We start from the raw sequence: 14,696 nt of genomic DNA, 5'->3' as shown, positions 1-14,696 counted from the left end.
GTGAATCAGCCCGCCTGGTTCTTCAAGAAGGCATGTACGTTGTTCTGCTTGAAATTGAGTTCGGGGTGCAGTTCGATCATTTCGAACGACAGCGCCAGCAAGCGTTGCGACTGCAGCTCGGCGAAGTGCTCGGTGATCACCTTGAACAGCGTTTCGGCGACTGTCTGCCGGGTCGGCAGATCCCGTCCGTGACCGACCTTGAGAGTCATATGGACGAAGGCGTAATCGTGCTTGCCGTCGGCCATGCGCCAGGTGTCCAGGCGTACACCACGACTGCGGATGCCGCCCAGGGGAAATACGCCGCTGTCTTCCAGGATGGCGTGAACCTTTTCGAACAGCGCGGGCAAGTCCGCCTGCTGCTCGATGTTGTCGGTGTATTCGGCGATGAAATGCGGCATGTGCGTCTCCCTGGCCGCGAGCAACCTGCAGGCTGCCCGCGAGCGAGTGTCAGAGGGGGAAAATGGCGTTGATCTGGCCGGTGCCGGAACTGCCGAACGGCGAAGTGATGATCTCGGCAGGTTTGTTGTATTCAGGCCCGCCCAGCAGTCCGAGGAGCATCGCGGTGTCGTGCATCTTGCCTTCGCCGAAGCAATGCTCGGCGTAGTCCGGGAGCATCGCGCAAAACTCCTTGAAGCGGCCTTGCTTCCACATCTCGACCACGTGCAGGTCCATCTGCTTGTCGAATTCGCGGGTCCAGTTATGGATGTTGGCTTCGGCTTCGCGGTCGTCGGAGAAACGGTGGGACAGCGAACCCGAGGCCAGTACCAGCACCTTGCGGTCGCTCTTTTCGATGGCTCGACGCACTGCTGCGCCAAAGGCAAAGCTGTCTTCCAGAAGGTGCCAGGCACACCAGGCTGCTATGGAAATCACGTTGAACTTCTGCTCGTCGGGGACGCCCATGTGCATGTAGCGCATCGGCACCAGCGTGCCGTATTCCAGTTCCAGGCTCGGGATGTTGTGAGCCATAGTGCGCACGCCGGCCAGATTGGCTTCGGCCGCGATCAGCTCGCCCAGTTCCGGGCAGCCTGGGTACTCGTATTCCATGTTCTTGATGAAGTGCGGCAGTTCGTTGCTGGTGTAGATGCCCTTGAAATGCTCGCCGGAGTTGACGTGATAGCCGCTGTTGACCAGCCAGTGCACGTCAAACACCACGGCGGTATCGGCACCCAGCTCGCGGGCTCGACGTCCGATTTCCTTGTGCCCGGCAATCGCCGCTTCGCGACACCCGTGATGCTTGCCGGGCAGTTCCGACAGGTACATTGAAGGTACGTGGCAGATCTTCGCGGCCAGGACGACTTCGCCCATGATAATTCTCCTGAAATTGTTGTTGTTTGACTCAGTCAGGTGGAGGTCGACTTCTGCGATGGGCCGATGCGCGACCCATCACAGCCTTCGACAACCCTTACCGGCGGTCTAGATGCCCCAACGCGGAATGTGATGACTGCCCATAGAGATACAAACGTTCTTGATTTCGGCGAACACTTCGAAGCTGTACTGGCCGCCTTCACGACCGGTGCCGGAGCCTTTCACACCGCCGAACGGCTGACGCAAATCGCGCACGTTCTGGCTGTTGATGAAGACCATGCCGGCTTCGATACCATAGGCCAGACGATGCGCTTTGCCGATGTCCTGGGTCCAGATGTAAGACGCCAGGCCGTACTCGGTATCGTTGGCCAGTTGCAGGGCTTCGGCTTCGTCCTTGAACGGGATCAGGCATACCACCGGGCCGAAGATTTCTTCCTGGGCGATGCGCATTTTGTTATTCACATCAGCGAACACCGTCGGCTGAATGAACTGCCCGCGACTCAAGTGTTCCGGCAGGTTGGCCGGACGCTCCAGACCACCGGCGAGGAGGGTGGCGCCTTCTTCGATCCCGATCTTGATGTAGCCGGTGACCTTGTCGTAATGGGCCTGGGTGATCATCGAGCCGACCTGGGTTTTCGGGTCCTGCGGGTCACCGACGATCAGACGTTTGGCGCGAGCGGCAAACTCGGCGACAAACTGCGGGTAGACGCTTTCCTGGATGAAAATCCGGCTGCCGGCGGTGCAGCGTTCACCGTTAAGCGAGAAGATGGTGAACAACGCAGCATCGAGGGCGCGCTCAAGATCCGCGTCTTCGAAGATCAGCACCGGCGACTTGCCGCCCAGTTCCATGGAGTACTTTTTCAGGCCGGCGGTCTGCATGATTTTCTTGCCGGTGGCGGTACCGCCAGTGAAGGAAATCGCACGTACATCCGGGTGGCGAACCAGCGCGTCACCGGCGGTGGCGCCGTAGCCCTGGATGACGTTGAGCACGCCCTTGGGAATACCGGCTTCGACGGCCAGACGACCGAGTTCATTGGCCGTCAGCGGTGACAGCTCGGACATCTTCAATACTGCGGTGTTACCCAATGCCAGGCACGGAGCGGTCTTCCAGGTCGCCGTCATGAACGGCACGTTCCACGGTGATACCAGAGCGCAGACACCCACCGGCTGGTACAGGGTGTAGTTGAGCATCTGGTCGTCCACCGGGTAACTGTGACCGTCCATGCGAGTGCAGACTTCGGCGAAAAAATCGAAGTTGTGCGAAGCGCGTGGAATCAAAACGTTCTTGGTCTGATGGATCGGCAGGCCAGTGTCGAGGGTTTCCAGTTCGGCCAGATGCGGTACGTTCTGCTCGATCAGTTCGCCGAGCTTGCGCATCAGCTTTGCGCGCTCCTTGGCCGGGGTCGCTGCCCATTTCGGGAAGGCTTCCTTGGCGGCGGCCACTGCCTGAGACACTTCCTCGGCGCCGCCGCTGGCGACTTCACCAATGGGGTCGCCGGTAGCCGGGTTGTAATTGACGAAGGTGTCTTTGCTTTCGACCTCGCGGCCGTTGATCCAGTGTTTGATCATGTTGCTCAAGCCTCGTTACGGGCGGAGAAGAATTCCGCTTCGCTGACAATTCGATTGACCAGGCGACCCACGCCTTCCACTTCCACAATCACTTCATCACCTGGCACCACATCGGCCAGACCTTCCGGCGTGCCCGTTGCGATCATGTCGCCGGGTTGCAAGGTCATGAAGCTGGACAGGTATTCGATCAGGTAAGGGATGTCGAAAATCATGTCCTTGGTGCTGCCTTCCTGGCGCAGTTCACCATTGATCCAGGTGCGCAGCTTCAGGTTGCTCGGGTCAGGAACGTCGGCGACGTCGACGACCCACGGGCCGACGGGCGTCGTGGCATCACGGTTCTTCACCCGCAGGTTGGGCCGGTAATAATTTTCCAGGTAGTCACGGATCGCGTAGTCGTTGCACACCGTGTAGCCGGCCAGGTATTCCAGGGCATTTTCACGTTTGACGTTGCGTGCCGGCTTGCCGATGACGGCCACCAGTTCACACTCATAGTGCATATAGGCGACGTTATCCGGACGCCAGGTGGTTTGTTTGTGGCCGGTGTAGGTGCCGGGGGATTTGATGAATGCCAGCGGTTCGGTCGGTGGCTTGAAAGCCAGTTCGGCGGCATGGTCGGCATAGTTCAGGCCCAGGGCGAACATGCTGCCGGTGGCCGGTGGCAACCATTGCACCTGGTCTTCGGCCAGCAAGCGGCCGTCGGCCAGGCGCACGGCATTTTGCTCTTCGACATGGACGAGGTGGACTTCGCCTTCAAAGCGGATACGGGCGTGTTTCATGGAAGCTCCTGTTACTCGGCCACGATGTGGTTGACGAGGCGGCCAAGGCCGCTTATTTCGACTTCGACGGTGTCGCCGGGCAGGACATCGACACGGCCTTCAGGTGTGCCAGTAATCAACACATCGCCTTCGTGGAGGGTCATGAATTCGCTGATCTCGGCAATCAGCCGAGGGATATTGCGCACGAAGTTGGCGGTGGAGTTTTGCTGGCGCAATTCGCCGTTGACGAACAGTTTCAGGCTGAGCTGATGCGGGTTAGCGACCTGATCACGGGCCACCAGTTCCGGGCCCAGCGAGCAGAAGCCGTCGCGGCACTTGGCTTTAACCGCTGGACGGTAATAACTGTCCTCCGGCAGGCTGAACTCATTGACGATGGTGTAGCCGGCCACATGCTCCAGCGCATTTTCAACGCTGACCCGGCTGGCGTTTTTACCAATTACCACGCCGAGTGCAGGACCCGGTTGCAGGCGTTCACCTTGCGGATGAACCACGGCGCGGTCATGGCCATTGCGGGTATTGGGCGTCTTGATGAACAGCACCGGTTTGACCGGTGGTTTCTGGTAAGGCGCTTGTTCGAATTCAGCGATACGTTGGTTCAGCAACCCCTGATAGTTCAGCGCAACGCCGAACAAGGTGCCGTTCGCAACATCATGCAGGGCACGGCTCATGCTTTTCTCCTGGCAGTGGCGGGGCAGTGACTGCTCCGTGAAATATTCGTTAACCTGTTAACGTTATAATTAATATGTTAACTATCGTCAAGCGTGGCAAAATCTTCGGGCAGTGGTCAGTCGCCGCAAACCGGCGCAGGATGAAAGCCCTTGCACGGCCAATACCCCAATAAGAAAGAGAATCCAGCGATGATCGATCGTCAGCCGATCCCCAACATCAACATCGGCCAGGTCTACGACCAGCGCTACAGCGATGCCGAAGTGCATTACGACAAACTTGGCAACCTGGCGGAATTCTTCGGCCGCAACATGCCGGTGCATCGACACGACCGGTTCTTCCAGGTGCATTACGTGAAGAGCGGCGCGGTGCGGGTCTATCTGGATGACCAGCAGTACCTCGAGTCGGGACCGATGTTTTTCCTCACGCCACCGACGGTGGCCCATTCCTTCGTCACCGAAGCGGACGCCGACGGGCACGTGCTGACGGTGCGCCAGCAACTGGTCTGGCAGTTGATCGATGCCGACCCGAGTCTGGTGCCCGGCTCGCAGTTGCCGGCAGCTTGCGTCGCGCTGGCGCGGCTGGAGCCACAATTCCAGCCCGAGGTCAGAAGACTGGAGTTTCTGTTCGAGGAACTGTGCAGCGAGATCAATGCCACTGGGGCGGGACGGAGTTCGGCGCTGGACAGCCTGACGCGCCTGATCATGATCAGCCTGCTCAGACTCTGCGCCAACTCCCTGGAAGCCCGCCCGGCACGCCAGGAAGACTTGCGGATTTTCCATCGCTTCAACGAGTTGATCGAAGACCATTACCTGCAGCACTGGCCACTGTCGCGCTATGCCGACGGCATTGGTGTTACCGAGGCACGGCTCAATGACGTCTGCCGACGCATTGCCGACTTGCCGTCGAAACGGCTGATCCTCGAACGACTGATGCAGGAAGCCAAGCGCCTGTTGCTGTTCACCGGCGGTTCGGCCAATGAGATTTGCTACCAGCTGGGCTTCAAGGACCCGGCCTATTTCAGTCGATTCTTCCAGCGTTATGCGCAGATGACACCAGGCGAGTATCGCCAGCGACAATCGGGTTTGCGGTGAGGTAGCCATGTTTGCTTCTCGATAGGCGTCGAGTGTCTGTTGAGCAATCATGGTCGCAGCCAGTGCCCTGAAAAATGGCTTTTACAGGGAACCGCTTGCACTTTTCATGAGCTGCTCACCACAAGGCCAGGCTGTAGCCGATGATGATCCGGTTTTCGTCTATATCGCTGATCAGGCCGTTGCTTGAACGCAGAGTGGCGTTGCGTAGCCGCACATTGACGTTCTTCAGCGGACCACTCTGCACCGTGTAAACCAGGTCGGTGTCACGCTCCCATTCCCGACCGTTACGCACGGTGGAGGTCTGCACATGGGAGCCGTCGACATAGCGAGTCATGAAGGTCAGCCCAGGCAGGCCCAGGGCCGCGAAGTTGTAGTCGTAACGCGCCTGCCAGGCGTCGGTCTCGGCCTTGGTGAAGACGTTGATGGTCACCAGGTTGACTGAATAAGGGTCCAGGCCCGGAAAGGCGAAGTCGCCGTCACCGGAGAGGTTCTGGTACCCCAGACCAAATTTATGGGCACCCATCGACAGGCTCACCATGCCGTTGAAAAAACGGTTGTCGATCTTGCCGCCATCGACCCTGGATGGACTGCGCAATTCATGGCTGCCTTGTTCACGAGTATCGAAATAGCGCAGATCGCTGCGCAGGTTCACACCTTCTGCCAAGGGCAGTTCATGCACCAGACCGATGAAGTGCTGGCTGTAGATGTTCTGCATCTGGGCGTAATAATAGCTCGCTGCCAGGTGTGGATTGATCGCGTAGGTGCCACCGGCCAGATCGAGATGGCTGCTTTCAACACCGGCGTAACTCATCTCGTCATTGCTGGAGGAGTCTCGCAGGTTCTGCTTTTCCAGACGGCCCAGATTCAGGCTCAGGCCGTCGACTTCCTGGGAGGTGACCAGCTCACCGCTGTAGGTTGAGGGCAGCAGTCGGGTGTCGTTATAGGCGGCCACGGGCAGTTGCGGCTGCAGGGTGCCGAGCTTGAGCACAGTCTTCGATGTTCGCAGTTTCGCGGTCAAGCCCAGTTCGCTGTAGCTGTCCTCTGGTTGCTGACTGACGCCAAAGGGCAGCAACCCGGTGCCGCGACGATCGCGACTGGAGTCAAGTTTCACTCCGAGTTCGCCCAAGGCATCGACACCGAAACCGACCATGCCTTCGGTGTAGCCCGACTCCATGCGTAATACAAAACCCTGGGCCCACTCTTCGGCTTTGTTCTGTGGTGCGTTGCTCTGACGAAAGTCCCGGTTCATGTAGAAATTGCGCAGGTCCAGGCTGGCTTTACTGTCCTGGACAAAGTCGGCGTGAGCGCTAAACGGGCTAAACGAGGCGCACAGGGCAGCGCTTGCCGCCGTGTGAAGGAGGCACGAATGCATGAGGGGGTTTCCTTTTGTTGTTTTTGTAGGTATCACCCCCTATTCGGTAAGGGGTGATATATTGTTAACATCTTATCGTTTATTTGTGTAGCGTGTTTTCCAGTTTTTTCAGTAACGCACTGGGGTAAAAACGATTATTTTTTTATCTGAGATCGGTAATTTGTTTATAAATTAATGACCTGGTGTAGAGGGGATGTTGCATGCACTCTGTGCCGACTCTAAGCTTTGACGCTTCGACCTCTTTATTCCGCGTGAACCATGCCGACCCCCAGACCGTCCCTTACGCTCACCTTGTTGCAGGCCCGCGAAGCGGCCATGGCATTTTTCCGGCCGTTGCTCAATGAACATGATCTGACTGAGCAGCAGTGGCGGGTGATTCGTATCCTGCGTCAGCACGGCGAACTGGAAAGCCATCAGCTGGCTCATCTGGCATGCATCCTCAAGCCGAGCATGACCGGTGTTCTGTCTCGACTGGAGCGCGACGGTATCGTCCGTCGCAGGAAGTCGTCGGAAGATCAGCGCCGGGTGTTCGTTGCTCTCACCGAGCAGGGGCAGCAGTGTTTTGTCGACATGAGTGCGGGGATGGAAAGCAATTACCTGAAGATTCAGGAGCAGTTCGGTGAGGAGCAGCTTCAACAGTTGCTGGAACTGCTCAGTAAGCTGAAGAACATCAAGCCCTGACCGACCCAATATTTGACCGGCTTGCCGACCTCACGGGACGCTGATGATTTCGCGGCTGGCGACGTGACTTACGCGGGAGTTGATGCCGGCAGCCTGATGGTTGCTTCTGCGGCTGGATGTAGAAAGCACTCGGTAGCACGGTTTGGAGTTATGTTCTTCCCGTTCTTGACATCCCCTCCGAACAAGTCCAAAAATAAGTCCATTCCCACGGAGGGGATGTTTAAAAACCTTTAGATTTCAATGGGGCGGACGCTAGATGCGAGTCTCGTTTCCCGCTCCAAGCATTAAAAAATGGATCTCTGAAAAGAGGTCCATTTTTTTCGTCCAAAGAAAAGTTTTTCTTGGACTTTTGCCGCGCGCCCCCTCTGAAAACACTCAGATCCAGCCCCAATGGGCACATTTTCCAGTACATCAATCCGGTGCTCGGCAGATCGGTTTTCTCGTGGCGTGTGCGATGGCTCTCACCAAGACCGCGGTCCGACACGCCAAACCCGGAGTCCAAGGACTACACCCTCCCTGACTACAACGGCCTCGCCCTTTTCGTGAATAAGAAAGGCGCCAAGTGCTGGCACTCCCGCTTTTCCTGGGCGGATAGCAACCCAGTATTTCTCTCGGTACCTATCCTGAAATTAGCTTAGGAGATGGGCGTCGACTGAAAAATGAAGAGGGTTCAATGAATAATCTCTCCACCAAGGGTTTGGCTCCACGTGAGAGGGCATGCTCCAGCGACTCGATTACAAGCCTTCGCTGAAACAACGCGGCGGCCATGGCGGCTTTTTCCACTACGTGACCGCCGCCACCGAAGCCTTGGCATGGGTGCGTTTCGGTCGCCTGTTGGCCGCTCCATGTATCTGGCCGGTTAAGTCAGCACAAGGAGCATAGTCACCGTCACCCGCCGAAAAGAAAATATCTCTCGACTGATAGTGCGCGTTTGCAACGACGTGCTCTTCACCGACCTGATTAAGGGATATTTAATGGCTAGAATTCTTCCTTCCATTTTTTTGGGGTTGTTAGCAAGCGCATCGATTTCAAGTCAGGCTGCGGAGATTTCCGGAGCGGTCGGCGTTACTAGCCAAGGCGACATGACATACCGTGCAGGTTTGGGTTGGGAGTGGGACAAGCGCTGGTTGGAGTCCTCAATCGGACACTTTGGTGGATATTGGGACGTTGGGTATACGTATTGGGAGGGCGGTGATCAAGCCAGCGGTAGACACTCTATTTCCGCCGCTCCGGTATTCGAATACGTTATTGGAGATGGCTTCTACAGACCCTTTATCGAAGCGGGTATCGGTGCATCGCTGTTTTCCGGTACTGGCGTAGGTGACCGGAAGATGGGCTCCGTGTTCAACTTTGAGGATCGTCTTGGTGCAGGTTTGAAAATAGGAGAGTCTCAAAGACTCGGTGTTCGCGTCATTCATTATTCCAATGCGGGCCTCGCGCAGCCTAATGACGGCGTTGAATCGTATTCCTTATTTTACGCCCATCAATTTTGATTGTTGTACTTGCCTCTTCGCTGCGCTGGCACCGCTGAGTATTGGAATGGAGGAGGTCCTGCTTTAGACCGGTGCGTATCACTGTTGAGAAATACGAAGCAAAAGTCCGATTGTGCTGAATTATCTTAATTTAAGTTCCACCTGGAGCTTCACCAATACCCCCAAACGGGGCCGCCCGAAACTGACGTAGAGATTTCCAAATGAATATCACAAGCAAAGATATCACCGCAGCTATTGGCCGCCTTCTGCTGGCGGCCCTGTTCCTGTTGAGCGGCTTTTCGAAGTTGACAGGCCCGGCAGCCACTATTGCCTACATCGAGTCTAGTGGGATGCCGTTTCCAAAACTGGCCTACTTGGGGGCACTGGGCGTAGAGCTGGGCTTGGCGTCATTGCTGGTCCTGGGTGTCCGTACCCGTTTAGTCGCAGCAGTCATGGCAGTGTTCACCGTGGTTACCGCTGTTGCTTTCCACAACTCACTGGCTGACCAGGCGCAGTTCGTCAACTTCTTCAAAAACATCTCGATCGCTGGCGGTCTACTGCAAGTTGCGGCCTTTGGTGGAGGGATGTTGAGCCTCGACGTTTTTCTTGCGCGCCGCAAGGCATTTGCTCTCGCTCGCTGATTGCATTGCGGCCTGCACTGATCGATCGTTTCCGCTGGAAAGGACTTCGGCGGTTTTTTTGAGCGAATCAGGTCTGCAAATTGGCAAGTCCGTCTCATGGGTCAAGTGTGGGCTTCGGCCTGGGAAGACAGTGCCGACTCCTGTCTTTCTAAATAGCTCCCAAATACAAACAGATATTTTGTGGAGTCCTGCTTTCAACGAACATCTACAATCAGGTGACAAGTAACTTGACCGTTGCGCGTTGTGTTGCGGGTCTGGTTACTTGTTTGATTATTCTCGCCGTGCGTGCTGGCTTGCGAATTGACGTTCGGTGAGACAACAGCGCCATTCTTTCAATAGTCCCTTCCAAATGGGCGTCAAAAGTTCCCTGGCGGTTCAACAGGGAAGTGATGGCTGAGAGCTGGATTGGAATATCGCCATGGTTAAATGAATTTAGTTTCATGTTTCTGCGCACATAGATCCTATCGACCATCTATCCCCGCTTCATACGCTTACTGAACGGCGGCGTTGCTATTCGACGGTGTCGCGTTTCTCAACTCATCAAGGGCTTCTCATGAAACATTCATTCAAGCAGTTTCCTCTGGCTGTCATTCTTGGAATGGCCGCTTCCCTCTCTGCGCAGGCGGCAACCAACCCAGCCGTGGCTGTCGCAGCCCAGTACGACACCAGTCATGTCTACGTTGCCCCAAGCGACGTTGATAGTTTTGTTAAAAGCTTCGTGGCCACCTTTGGTGGCAAGAGCACTCCGCAGGTCGTGGTCAATGTGTTGCCCGTTCCCAGTAGCACTACTTCGCAACTGGTACAGACGCCAGTCGGTAGCGTGTCGCTTTTCGGCTTTACCACGCCTGTCCCTTACCCTTTTGGCGCCGAGCGTAATGGCTATCTCGTGAAGGATATGGATGTCGCGATCGCCGAAGCCAAGAAGAATGGCGCTGATGTGATCGTGCATGACTTCCCCGATCCGATCGGTCGCGATGCGGTGGTGCAATGGCCAGGCGGCGTGAATATGCAGCTCTACTGGCACGACAAGGCGCCGAATTACGCACCGTTTCAGACAATCCCTGAAAACCGTGTGTATGTCTCTGAGCAACGTGCCGATGCCTTCATCAAAGGTTTCACGGGTTTCTCCCACGGCAAAGTCGTGGCCGATGAGAAACATCTCGACGGCGCTGTGGTTGGAGAGCCTGGAAAGACCATCCGCCGCGTAAAACTGGAATCCGATTTCGGCAAGATGGTGGTGTTCGTGACTGATGGGCACCTGCCTTACCCCTACGGCCGTGAAACGACCGGTTACGAAGTTGGCGACCTGGCAGCCACCCTCTCCAAAGCCAAGAATTCCGGCGCACAACTGTTGGTAGACCTTAAAGCAGAACCTGGTCGCCAATCCGCTTTGGTGGCATTCCCTGGTGGGTATGTTGCCGAAATACACCAACTAGTCGTGACGCAGTAATCAGAGGGGCGCATATGAAGAGCCGACGTCCTTTGCATAACGGGTGTGCTTGGGCTCTGGCCGTGCTGTGGCCGCTGGGAGTTTCCAGCGGTTTCGCCGCCGATCAGACTGAACGCCCTGTGCTTAAAACCAACCGTTGGCAGGAGGACTGGTCAGTCCTTCAAAACCCTTCGTTGAGAACCGAGCCTCTGGATAGTCTCAAATACATATCGCTGTCGGATGATGATCCGCAACGTTATGTATCGTTCGGCACGACGCTTCGTGAGCGGTTTGAGTCCAACGATGCCAATGGATTTGGCATAGGCAACCGGTCACGCGACTCGTGGCTGATTCAGCGACTGCAAGTGCATGCCGATTTGCATTTGAACGAACACTGGCGCGTATTCACCGAACTGGAAGATGCTCGCGCCTTCGATAAGACAACCGTAGGCGGCGCAGACCAGAACCACCTGGATATGCGACTGGCTTTTGTCGAGTACGTCGACCAGACCGCCGATCACACTTTCAAGACGCGCGTGGGGCGTCAGGATTTCGCCTTCGACTTGCAGCGCTTTATTTCTTCGCGGGATGGACCAAACGTCCGGCAGTCCTTCGATGCCGTTTGGGCGGACTGGGAGACGAGCAATTGGCGACTCATTGGCATCGCCAGTCATCCTGTCCAGTACCTGGATGGCCGTCACTTCGACGACAAGTCCAATTCCGACGTCGCGTTCCATATGCTCAGGGTCGAGCGTCAGCTTAACAATAAAGACGAGCTGTCGGCCTACTACGGCTTGTACGAAGAACGTGGCGCGAGTTATCTCGACGCAGAGGGTGATGAAACCCGGCACATCTTCGATGCGCGCACCGCGGGAGCCGAAGGGGCATACGATTGGGATGTGGAAGCGATGGTTCAGACCGGTACGGTAGGTTCCAAAGATATCCGCGCCTGGGCAGGCGGCAGCCGTTTGGGGTACACCCTGAAAGCTGTGCCTTGGACGCCACGCTTTGGCCTGCAGTTCGATGCGGCTTCCGGTGATCACCATGCCGGAGATGGCACATTAGGGACATTCAATCCTCTGTTCCCGAATGGATACTACTTCTCACTGGCGGGTTACACCGGCTACAGCAACCTTATCCATGTCAAGCCTTCTGTGACGATACAGCCGATCTCCGGCCTGTCCATTCAGACAGCCGTGGGAATGCTCTGGCGACAAACCACCGAGGACGCGGTTTATACCCAACCGAATCTGCCGGTAGCAGGAACGGCGGGGCAAGGTGGACGCTGGACGGGTTACTACGATCAATTGCGCATGGACTATGCATTCACCCGCAATCTGTCCGGTGCTGTTGAGGCCGTTCACTATGCAGTGGGTGATACGTTACGGGATGCCGGAGGTGACGATAGTAACTACCTCGGCGTGGAGCTCAAATTCATGTGGTAACAACACTGCTTCTGGCACCGGCCTTCGCCTGATGCTGTAAGTCGGGGATCGTGCGCAAAGGGGGGGGCGTCCGGCCTGGCATGGATGCCCCCTCTGCGCAGGTCTAGAACACCAGTGCCTTGTTTTCCTTGCAACCGGCGACGCCTTCCCTTGAGGCGTTACGCCGGGCTGTAGAGTCGGCGCAAGCCTGTCAGGAGTAGGGCTGAAAGGTCGCTCCGCCTCGACTCTGCCGGCACCTCCCATGATGATAAATCCCCCTGGAAGCGCAGGACCGGATTGATTCCATGAGTTCGTGCATCGCAACCGTACCCCGGCCACGCAGACGTCGGTCACGACGCCGGCGATACATTGGGGGTCACGCTCGTCGATTCGTATTTGTGAACGGGATCCGTGCTGAGGGCTAACGCACACGCCTTGCAAAATCGTCTATATCGACGATTAATCTCGCCGCTCCTTCACTTAGACTGGCTCACGCACTCATCAGCATGTCTGCGCTTGCTCGTAATCAGCGCTGTATCACGGGTAATTTTGGCCACTCGCTGTTTAGCCTTTAACGTGAAGCGCGAGCTCGACAGCGCTCAACAACGCATCGCTGCTGAAGGGTTTACGCAGGCACTCGGTGGCGTCATAGCGGCTTGATTCGGCCAATGTCGCATCATCCCAATGGGCTGACATGCAAATTACCGGAAATTTTCTGTCCATGAGCGCAAGTGCTTGCATGACCTCGATTCCCGACAGGCCGTTCATTCTCAAATCCAACAGCAGGCAGGCGACGTCGTCGAAGCTATCGAGGGACAGGAATTCTTCACCCGAGACGAATACCCGAGATTGATATCCGGCCGAGCGGAGCAGATTGGCCAGGCTTTTTCGCACGGACACATCGTCGTCCACAATGCAGACGATCGTCATGGGGTTGGCGGATGACTCCGGGGGAGGGCAGCCAATTTTTTTGGTCATGAGGAATCCTGCATGCCAAACGCTGGGTCCGAGCTAATCAGGCCATACAGCTTGACGAGACTGACCAGTGAGCGCGTCTGCATCTTTTCCATGATGTGTTTGCGGTGGACCTTGGCAGTGACTTCGCTGGTGCCCAGCCGGTTGGCTATGTGTTTGTTAGACAGCCCGGCGACGATCAGCGGCAGCACTTCTCGTTCACGGGGGGTCAACAGGGCGGCTTTTTGACGGGCGCTCTGAATGCGTTGCCATTGCTCGAATGCTTTTGCTGCCCGCTGACGAGTGGTGTGCAGGATGTCCAGCAACTGGTTGTCGTTGAAGGGTTTGGTCAGAAATTCGACTGCGCCTGCTTTCATGGCCTGCACCGACATCGGGATAGTCCCGAAACCGGTCATGAAAATGACCGGCCATGGATGTCCGCGTTGTCCGAGCGCTGATTGCAGTTCCAGCCCTGTCGCCTCGGGCAGGCTGATGTCTAGCAACAGACAAGCGGGGCCGATGTCGAGGTCAGTATTAAGCAGTTCTTCGGCCGAGCCGAATATCCGGTGCACGATGCCTTCGGCCCGCAGCAGTCGGCTGAGCGCCGTGCGCACGGAAGCTTCATCGTCCACTATGAGCACCGGCACGGTGTCAGGGTCGATCGCCTCCTGCTTTTCGCACGTCAGGGCCCACGAGGTAGCGGGATGGAATGGGGGCAGGGGTGCTTCACGTTCTTTCAATAATCGGTAACCTCGGCGTGGGACCGTCTGGATGAGTTCTTTTTCTCCGAGCAACTTGCGCAGCGAGGAAATCTGCACTTGCAGATTGTTTTCCTCGACGACGGTGTCGGGCCAGACCTGTGTGATCAATTCATCTTTACTGACGATACGACCATCGGCCTGCATCAGCACCGAGAGGATTTCGAACGCCCGTCCTCCAACGCGCAGTGGCCGTCCATCAAGAAAGGCTTCGCGCTGTTCCAGGGAAATGGTGGCTTGACCGAGTCGGATCATGCGTTGCTCTGCACTGTGTGAGGGAGAGTGACGCGCAAGCGTCGATTCATCTGGCATACACGCTAGGGTACGGCCCTGCATAATGCAATTATCCTGAGGGATAACACGCGGTGGTTTCAGTGCGTGAAAATCACCGGCAATAGGGCCGCTCGACGGCCATCATGGTGCCTAGGACGGACAGGATGGCTGGCCCACATTCACCGCACCAGAGCCTTGCGTATACTCCAGGGCTCAGCCCGAAACGAATCTTCAGCGGTGATTGTTCATGTCCAGCCGTCCTCTCTCATCATCCGGTTCCCG

The 14,696-nt window shown here is 56.6% G+C and carries 15 protein-coding genes; 7 read left to right on the top strand and 8 right to left on the bottom strand.

Annotated elements, in window-relative coordinates; translation table 11 throughout:
* Nucleotides 1-5: 5 nt before the first annotated feature.
* From PSH64_RS16755 to PSH64_RS16735, 5 genes are all read right to left on the bottom strand, one after another.
* Complete coding sequence (locus PSH64_RS16755; RefSeq protein ID WP_305477883.1) at nt 6-398, bottom strand: 5-carboxymethyl-2-hydroxymuconate isomerase; 393 nt, start codon at nt 396-398, stop codon at nt 6-8.
* Between the two features lie 49 nt (nt 399-447).
* On the bottom strand, nt 448-1,305 hold the full coding sequence (gene hpaD, locus PSH64_RS16750; RefSeq protein ID WP_105341078.1) for a 3,4-dihydroxyphenylacetate 2,3-dioxygenase: 858 nt from the start codon (nt 1,303-1,305) through the stop codon (nt 448-450).
* A 108-nt stretch (nt 1,306-1,413) separates the two neighbouring features.
* Nucleotides 1,414-2,874 (bottom strand): 5-carboxymethyl-2-hydroxymuconate semialdehyde dehydrogenase, encoded by a 1,461-nt coding sequence (hpaE, locus tag PSH64_RS16745; RefSeq protein ID WP_305477882.1) that lies wholly within the window; start codon nt 2,872-2,874, stop codon nt 1,414-1,416.
* A gap of 5 nt (nt 2,875-2,879) precedes the next feature.
* Entirely contained in the window at nt 2,880-3,650 is a 771-nt protein-coding gene (locus PSH64_RS16740) for a fumarylacetoacetate hydrolase family protein (RefSeq protein ID WP_105341076.1), read from the bottom strand.
* Between the two features lie 11 nt (nt 3,651-3,661).
* The gene (locus PSH64_RS16735) at nt 3,662-4,318 is read right to left on the bottom strand and encodes a fumarylacetoacetate hydrolase family protein (protein ID WP_105341075.1); all 657 of its coding nucleotides are present in this window, start codon (nt 4,316-4,318) and stop codon (nt 3,662-3,664) included.
* A 189-nt stretch (nt 4,319-4,507) separates the two neighbouring features.
* On the opposite strand from PSH64_RS16735, the gene hpaA reads away from it, so the two are divergent.
* Nucleotides 4,508-5,410: a 4-hydroxyphenylacetate catabolism regulatory protein HpaA gene (gene hpaA / locus PSH64_RS16730; protein ID WP_105341074.1), complete on the top strand. Its 903-nt coding sequence runs from the start codon at nt 4,508-4,510 to the stop codon at nt 5,408-5,410.
* 115 nt (nt 5,411-5,525) lie between these two features.
* On the opposite strand, the gene PSH64_RS16725 is transcribed toward hpaA, so the two are convergent.
* A complete protein-coding gene (locus PSH64_RS16725; RefSeq protein ID WP_145314516.1) occupies nt 5,526-6,782 on the bottom strand; it encodes an OprD family porin in 1,257 nt (418 codons plus the stop codon).
* 258 nt (nt 6,783-7,040) lie between these two features.
* Between PSH64_RS16725 and hpaR the strand changes: the two genes are divergently transcribed.
* The 6 genes from hpaR to PSH64_RS16695 all read left to right on the top strand — a co-directional run bounded on the left by hpaR (nt 7,041) and on the right by PSH64_RS16695 (nt 12,450).
* Nucleotides 7,041-7,463, top strand: coding sequence for a homoprotocatechuate degradation operon regulator HpaR (hpaR, locus tag PSH64_RS16720; protein ID WP_105341072.1), 423 nt, complete (start codon nt 7,041-7,043; stop codon nt 7,461-7,463).
* A gap of 717 nt (nt 7,464-8,180) precedes the next feature.
* Nucleotides 8,181-8,345 (top strand): hypothetical protein, encoded by a 165-nt coding sequence (locus tag PSH64_RS16715; protein ID WP_305477881.1) that lies wholly within the window; start codon nt 8,181-8,183, stop codon nt 8,343-8,345.
* Between the two features lie 92 nt (nt 8,346-8,437).
* The gene (locus PSH64_RS16710) at nt 8,438-8,956 is read left to right on the top strand and encodes an acyloxyacyl hydrolase (RefSeq protein ID WP_105341554.1); all 519 of its coding nucleotides are present in this window, start codon (nt 8,438-8,440) and stop codon (nt 8,954-8,956) included.
* Nucleotides 8,957-9,156: 200 nt separating this feature from the next.
* Complete coding sequence (locus PSH64_RS16705) at nt 9,157-9,576, top strand: DoxX family protein (RefSeq protein WP_305477880.1); 420 nt, start codon at nt 9,157-9,159, stop codon at nt 9,574-9,576.
* 598 nt (nt 9,577-10,174) lie between these two features.
* A complete protein-coding gene (locus tag PSH64_RS16700; protein ID WP_370694480.1) occupies nt 10,175-11,026 on the top strand; it encodes a glyoxalase in 852 nt (283 codons plus the stop codon).
* A gap of 14 nt (nt 11,027-11,040) precedes the next feature.
* Nucleotides 11,041-12,450 (top strand): alginate export family protein, encoded by a 1,410-nt coding sequence (locus PSH64_RS16695; protein ID WP_305477879.1) that lies wholly within the window; start codon nt 11,041-11,043, stop codon nt 12,448-12,450.
* A 543-nt stretch (nt 12,451-12,993) separates the two neighbouring features.
* Here the strand turns inward: PSH64_RS16695 and PSH64_RS16690 are convergent.
* Both PSH64_RS16690 and PSH64_RS16685 read right to left on the bottom strand, forming a co-directional pair.
* Nucleotides 12,994-13,359, bottom strand: a complete 366-nt coding sequence (locus PSH64_RS16690; RefSeq protein WP_105341552.1) for a response regulator transcription factor — start codon at nt 13,357-13,359, stop codon at nt 12,994-12,996.
* Nucleotides 13,360-13,403: 44 nt separating this feature from the next.
* Complete coding sequence (locus PSH64_RS16685) at nt 13,404-14,396, bottom strand: response regulator (RefSeq protein WP_105341068.1); 993 nt, start codon at nt 14,394-14,396, stop codon at nt 13,404-13,406.
* Between the last annotated feature and the right edge of the window lie 300 nt (nt 14,397-14,696).

The sequence above is a fragment of the Pseudomonas sp. FP1742 genome (assembly GCF_030687145.1).
GTDB lineage: Bacteria > Pseudomonadota > Gammaproteobacteria > Pseudomonadales > Pseudomonadaceae > Aquipseudomonas > Aquipseudomonas frederiksbergensis_D.
The sequence above is the reverse complement of the archived record's forward strand: the minus strand, read 5'-3'. Positions and strand labels throughout refer to the sequence as shown.

Excerpts from the sequence above, each read along its gene's own strand:
- PSH64_RS16755 (WP_305477883.1), bottom strand. The coding sequence starts at position 398 with ATGCCGCATTTCATCGCCGAATACACCGACAACATCGAGCAGCAGGCG.
- hpaD (WP_105341078.1), bottom strand. The coding sequence starts at position 1,305 with ATGGGCGAAGTCGTCCTGGCCGCGAAGATCTGCCACGTACCTTCAATG.
- hpaE (WP_305477882.1), bottom strand. The coding sequence starts at position 2,874 with ATGATCAAACACTGGATCAACGGCCGCGAGGTCGAAAGCAAAGACACC.
- PSH64_RS16740 (WP_105341076.1), bottom strand. The coding sequence starts at position 3,650 with ATGAAACACGCCCGTATCCGCTTTGAAGGCGAAGTCCACCTCGTCCAT.
- PSH64_RS16735 (WP_105341075.1), bottom strand. The coding sequence starts at position 4,318 with ATGAGCCGTGCCCTGCATGATGTTGCGAACGGCACCTTGTTCGGCGTT.
- hpaA (WP_105341074.1), top strand. The coding sequence starts at position 4,508 with ATGATCGATCGTCAGCCGATCCCCAACATCAACATCGGCCAGGTCTAC.
- PSH64_RS16725 (WP_145314516.1), bottom strand. The coding sequence starts at position 6,782 with ATGCATTCGTGCCTCCTTCACACGGCGGCAAGCGCTGCCCTGTGCGCC.
- hpaR (WP_105341072.1), top strand. The coding sequence starts at position 7,041 with ATGCCGACCCCCAGACCGTCCCTTACGCTCACCTTGTTGCAGGCCCGC.
- PSH64_RS16715 (WP_305477881.1), top strand. The coding sequence starts at position 8,181 with ATGCTCCAGCGACTCGATTACAAGCCTTCGCTGAAACAACGCGGCGGC.
- PSH64_RS16710 (WP_105341554.1), top strand. The coding sequence starts at position 8,438 with ATGGCTAGAATTCTTCCTTCCATTTTTTTGGGGTTGTTAGCAAGCGCA.
- PSH64_RS16705 (WP_305477880.1), top strand. The coding sequence starts at position 9,157 with ATGAATATCACAAGCAAAGATATCACCGCAGCTATTGGCCGCCTTCTG.
- PSH64_RS16700 (WP_370694480.1), top strand. The coding sequence starts at position 10,175 with ATGGCCGCTTCCCTCTCTGCGCAGGCGGCAACCAACCCAGCCGTGGCT.
- PSH64_RS16695 (WP_305477879.1), top strand. The coding sequence starts at position 11,041 with ATGAAGAGCCGACGTCCTTTGCATAACGGGTGTGCTTGGGCTCTGGCC.
- PSH64_RS16690 (WP_105341552.1), bottom strand. The coding sequence starts at position 13,359 with ATGACGATCGTCTGCATTGTGGACGACGATGTGTCCGTGCGAAAAAGC.
- PSH64_RS16685 (WP_105341068.1), bottom strand. The coding sequence starts at position 14,396 with ATGATCCGACTCGGTCAAGCCACCATTTCCCTGGAACAGCGCGAAGCC.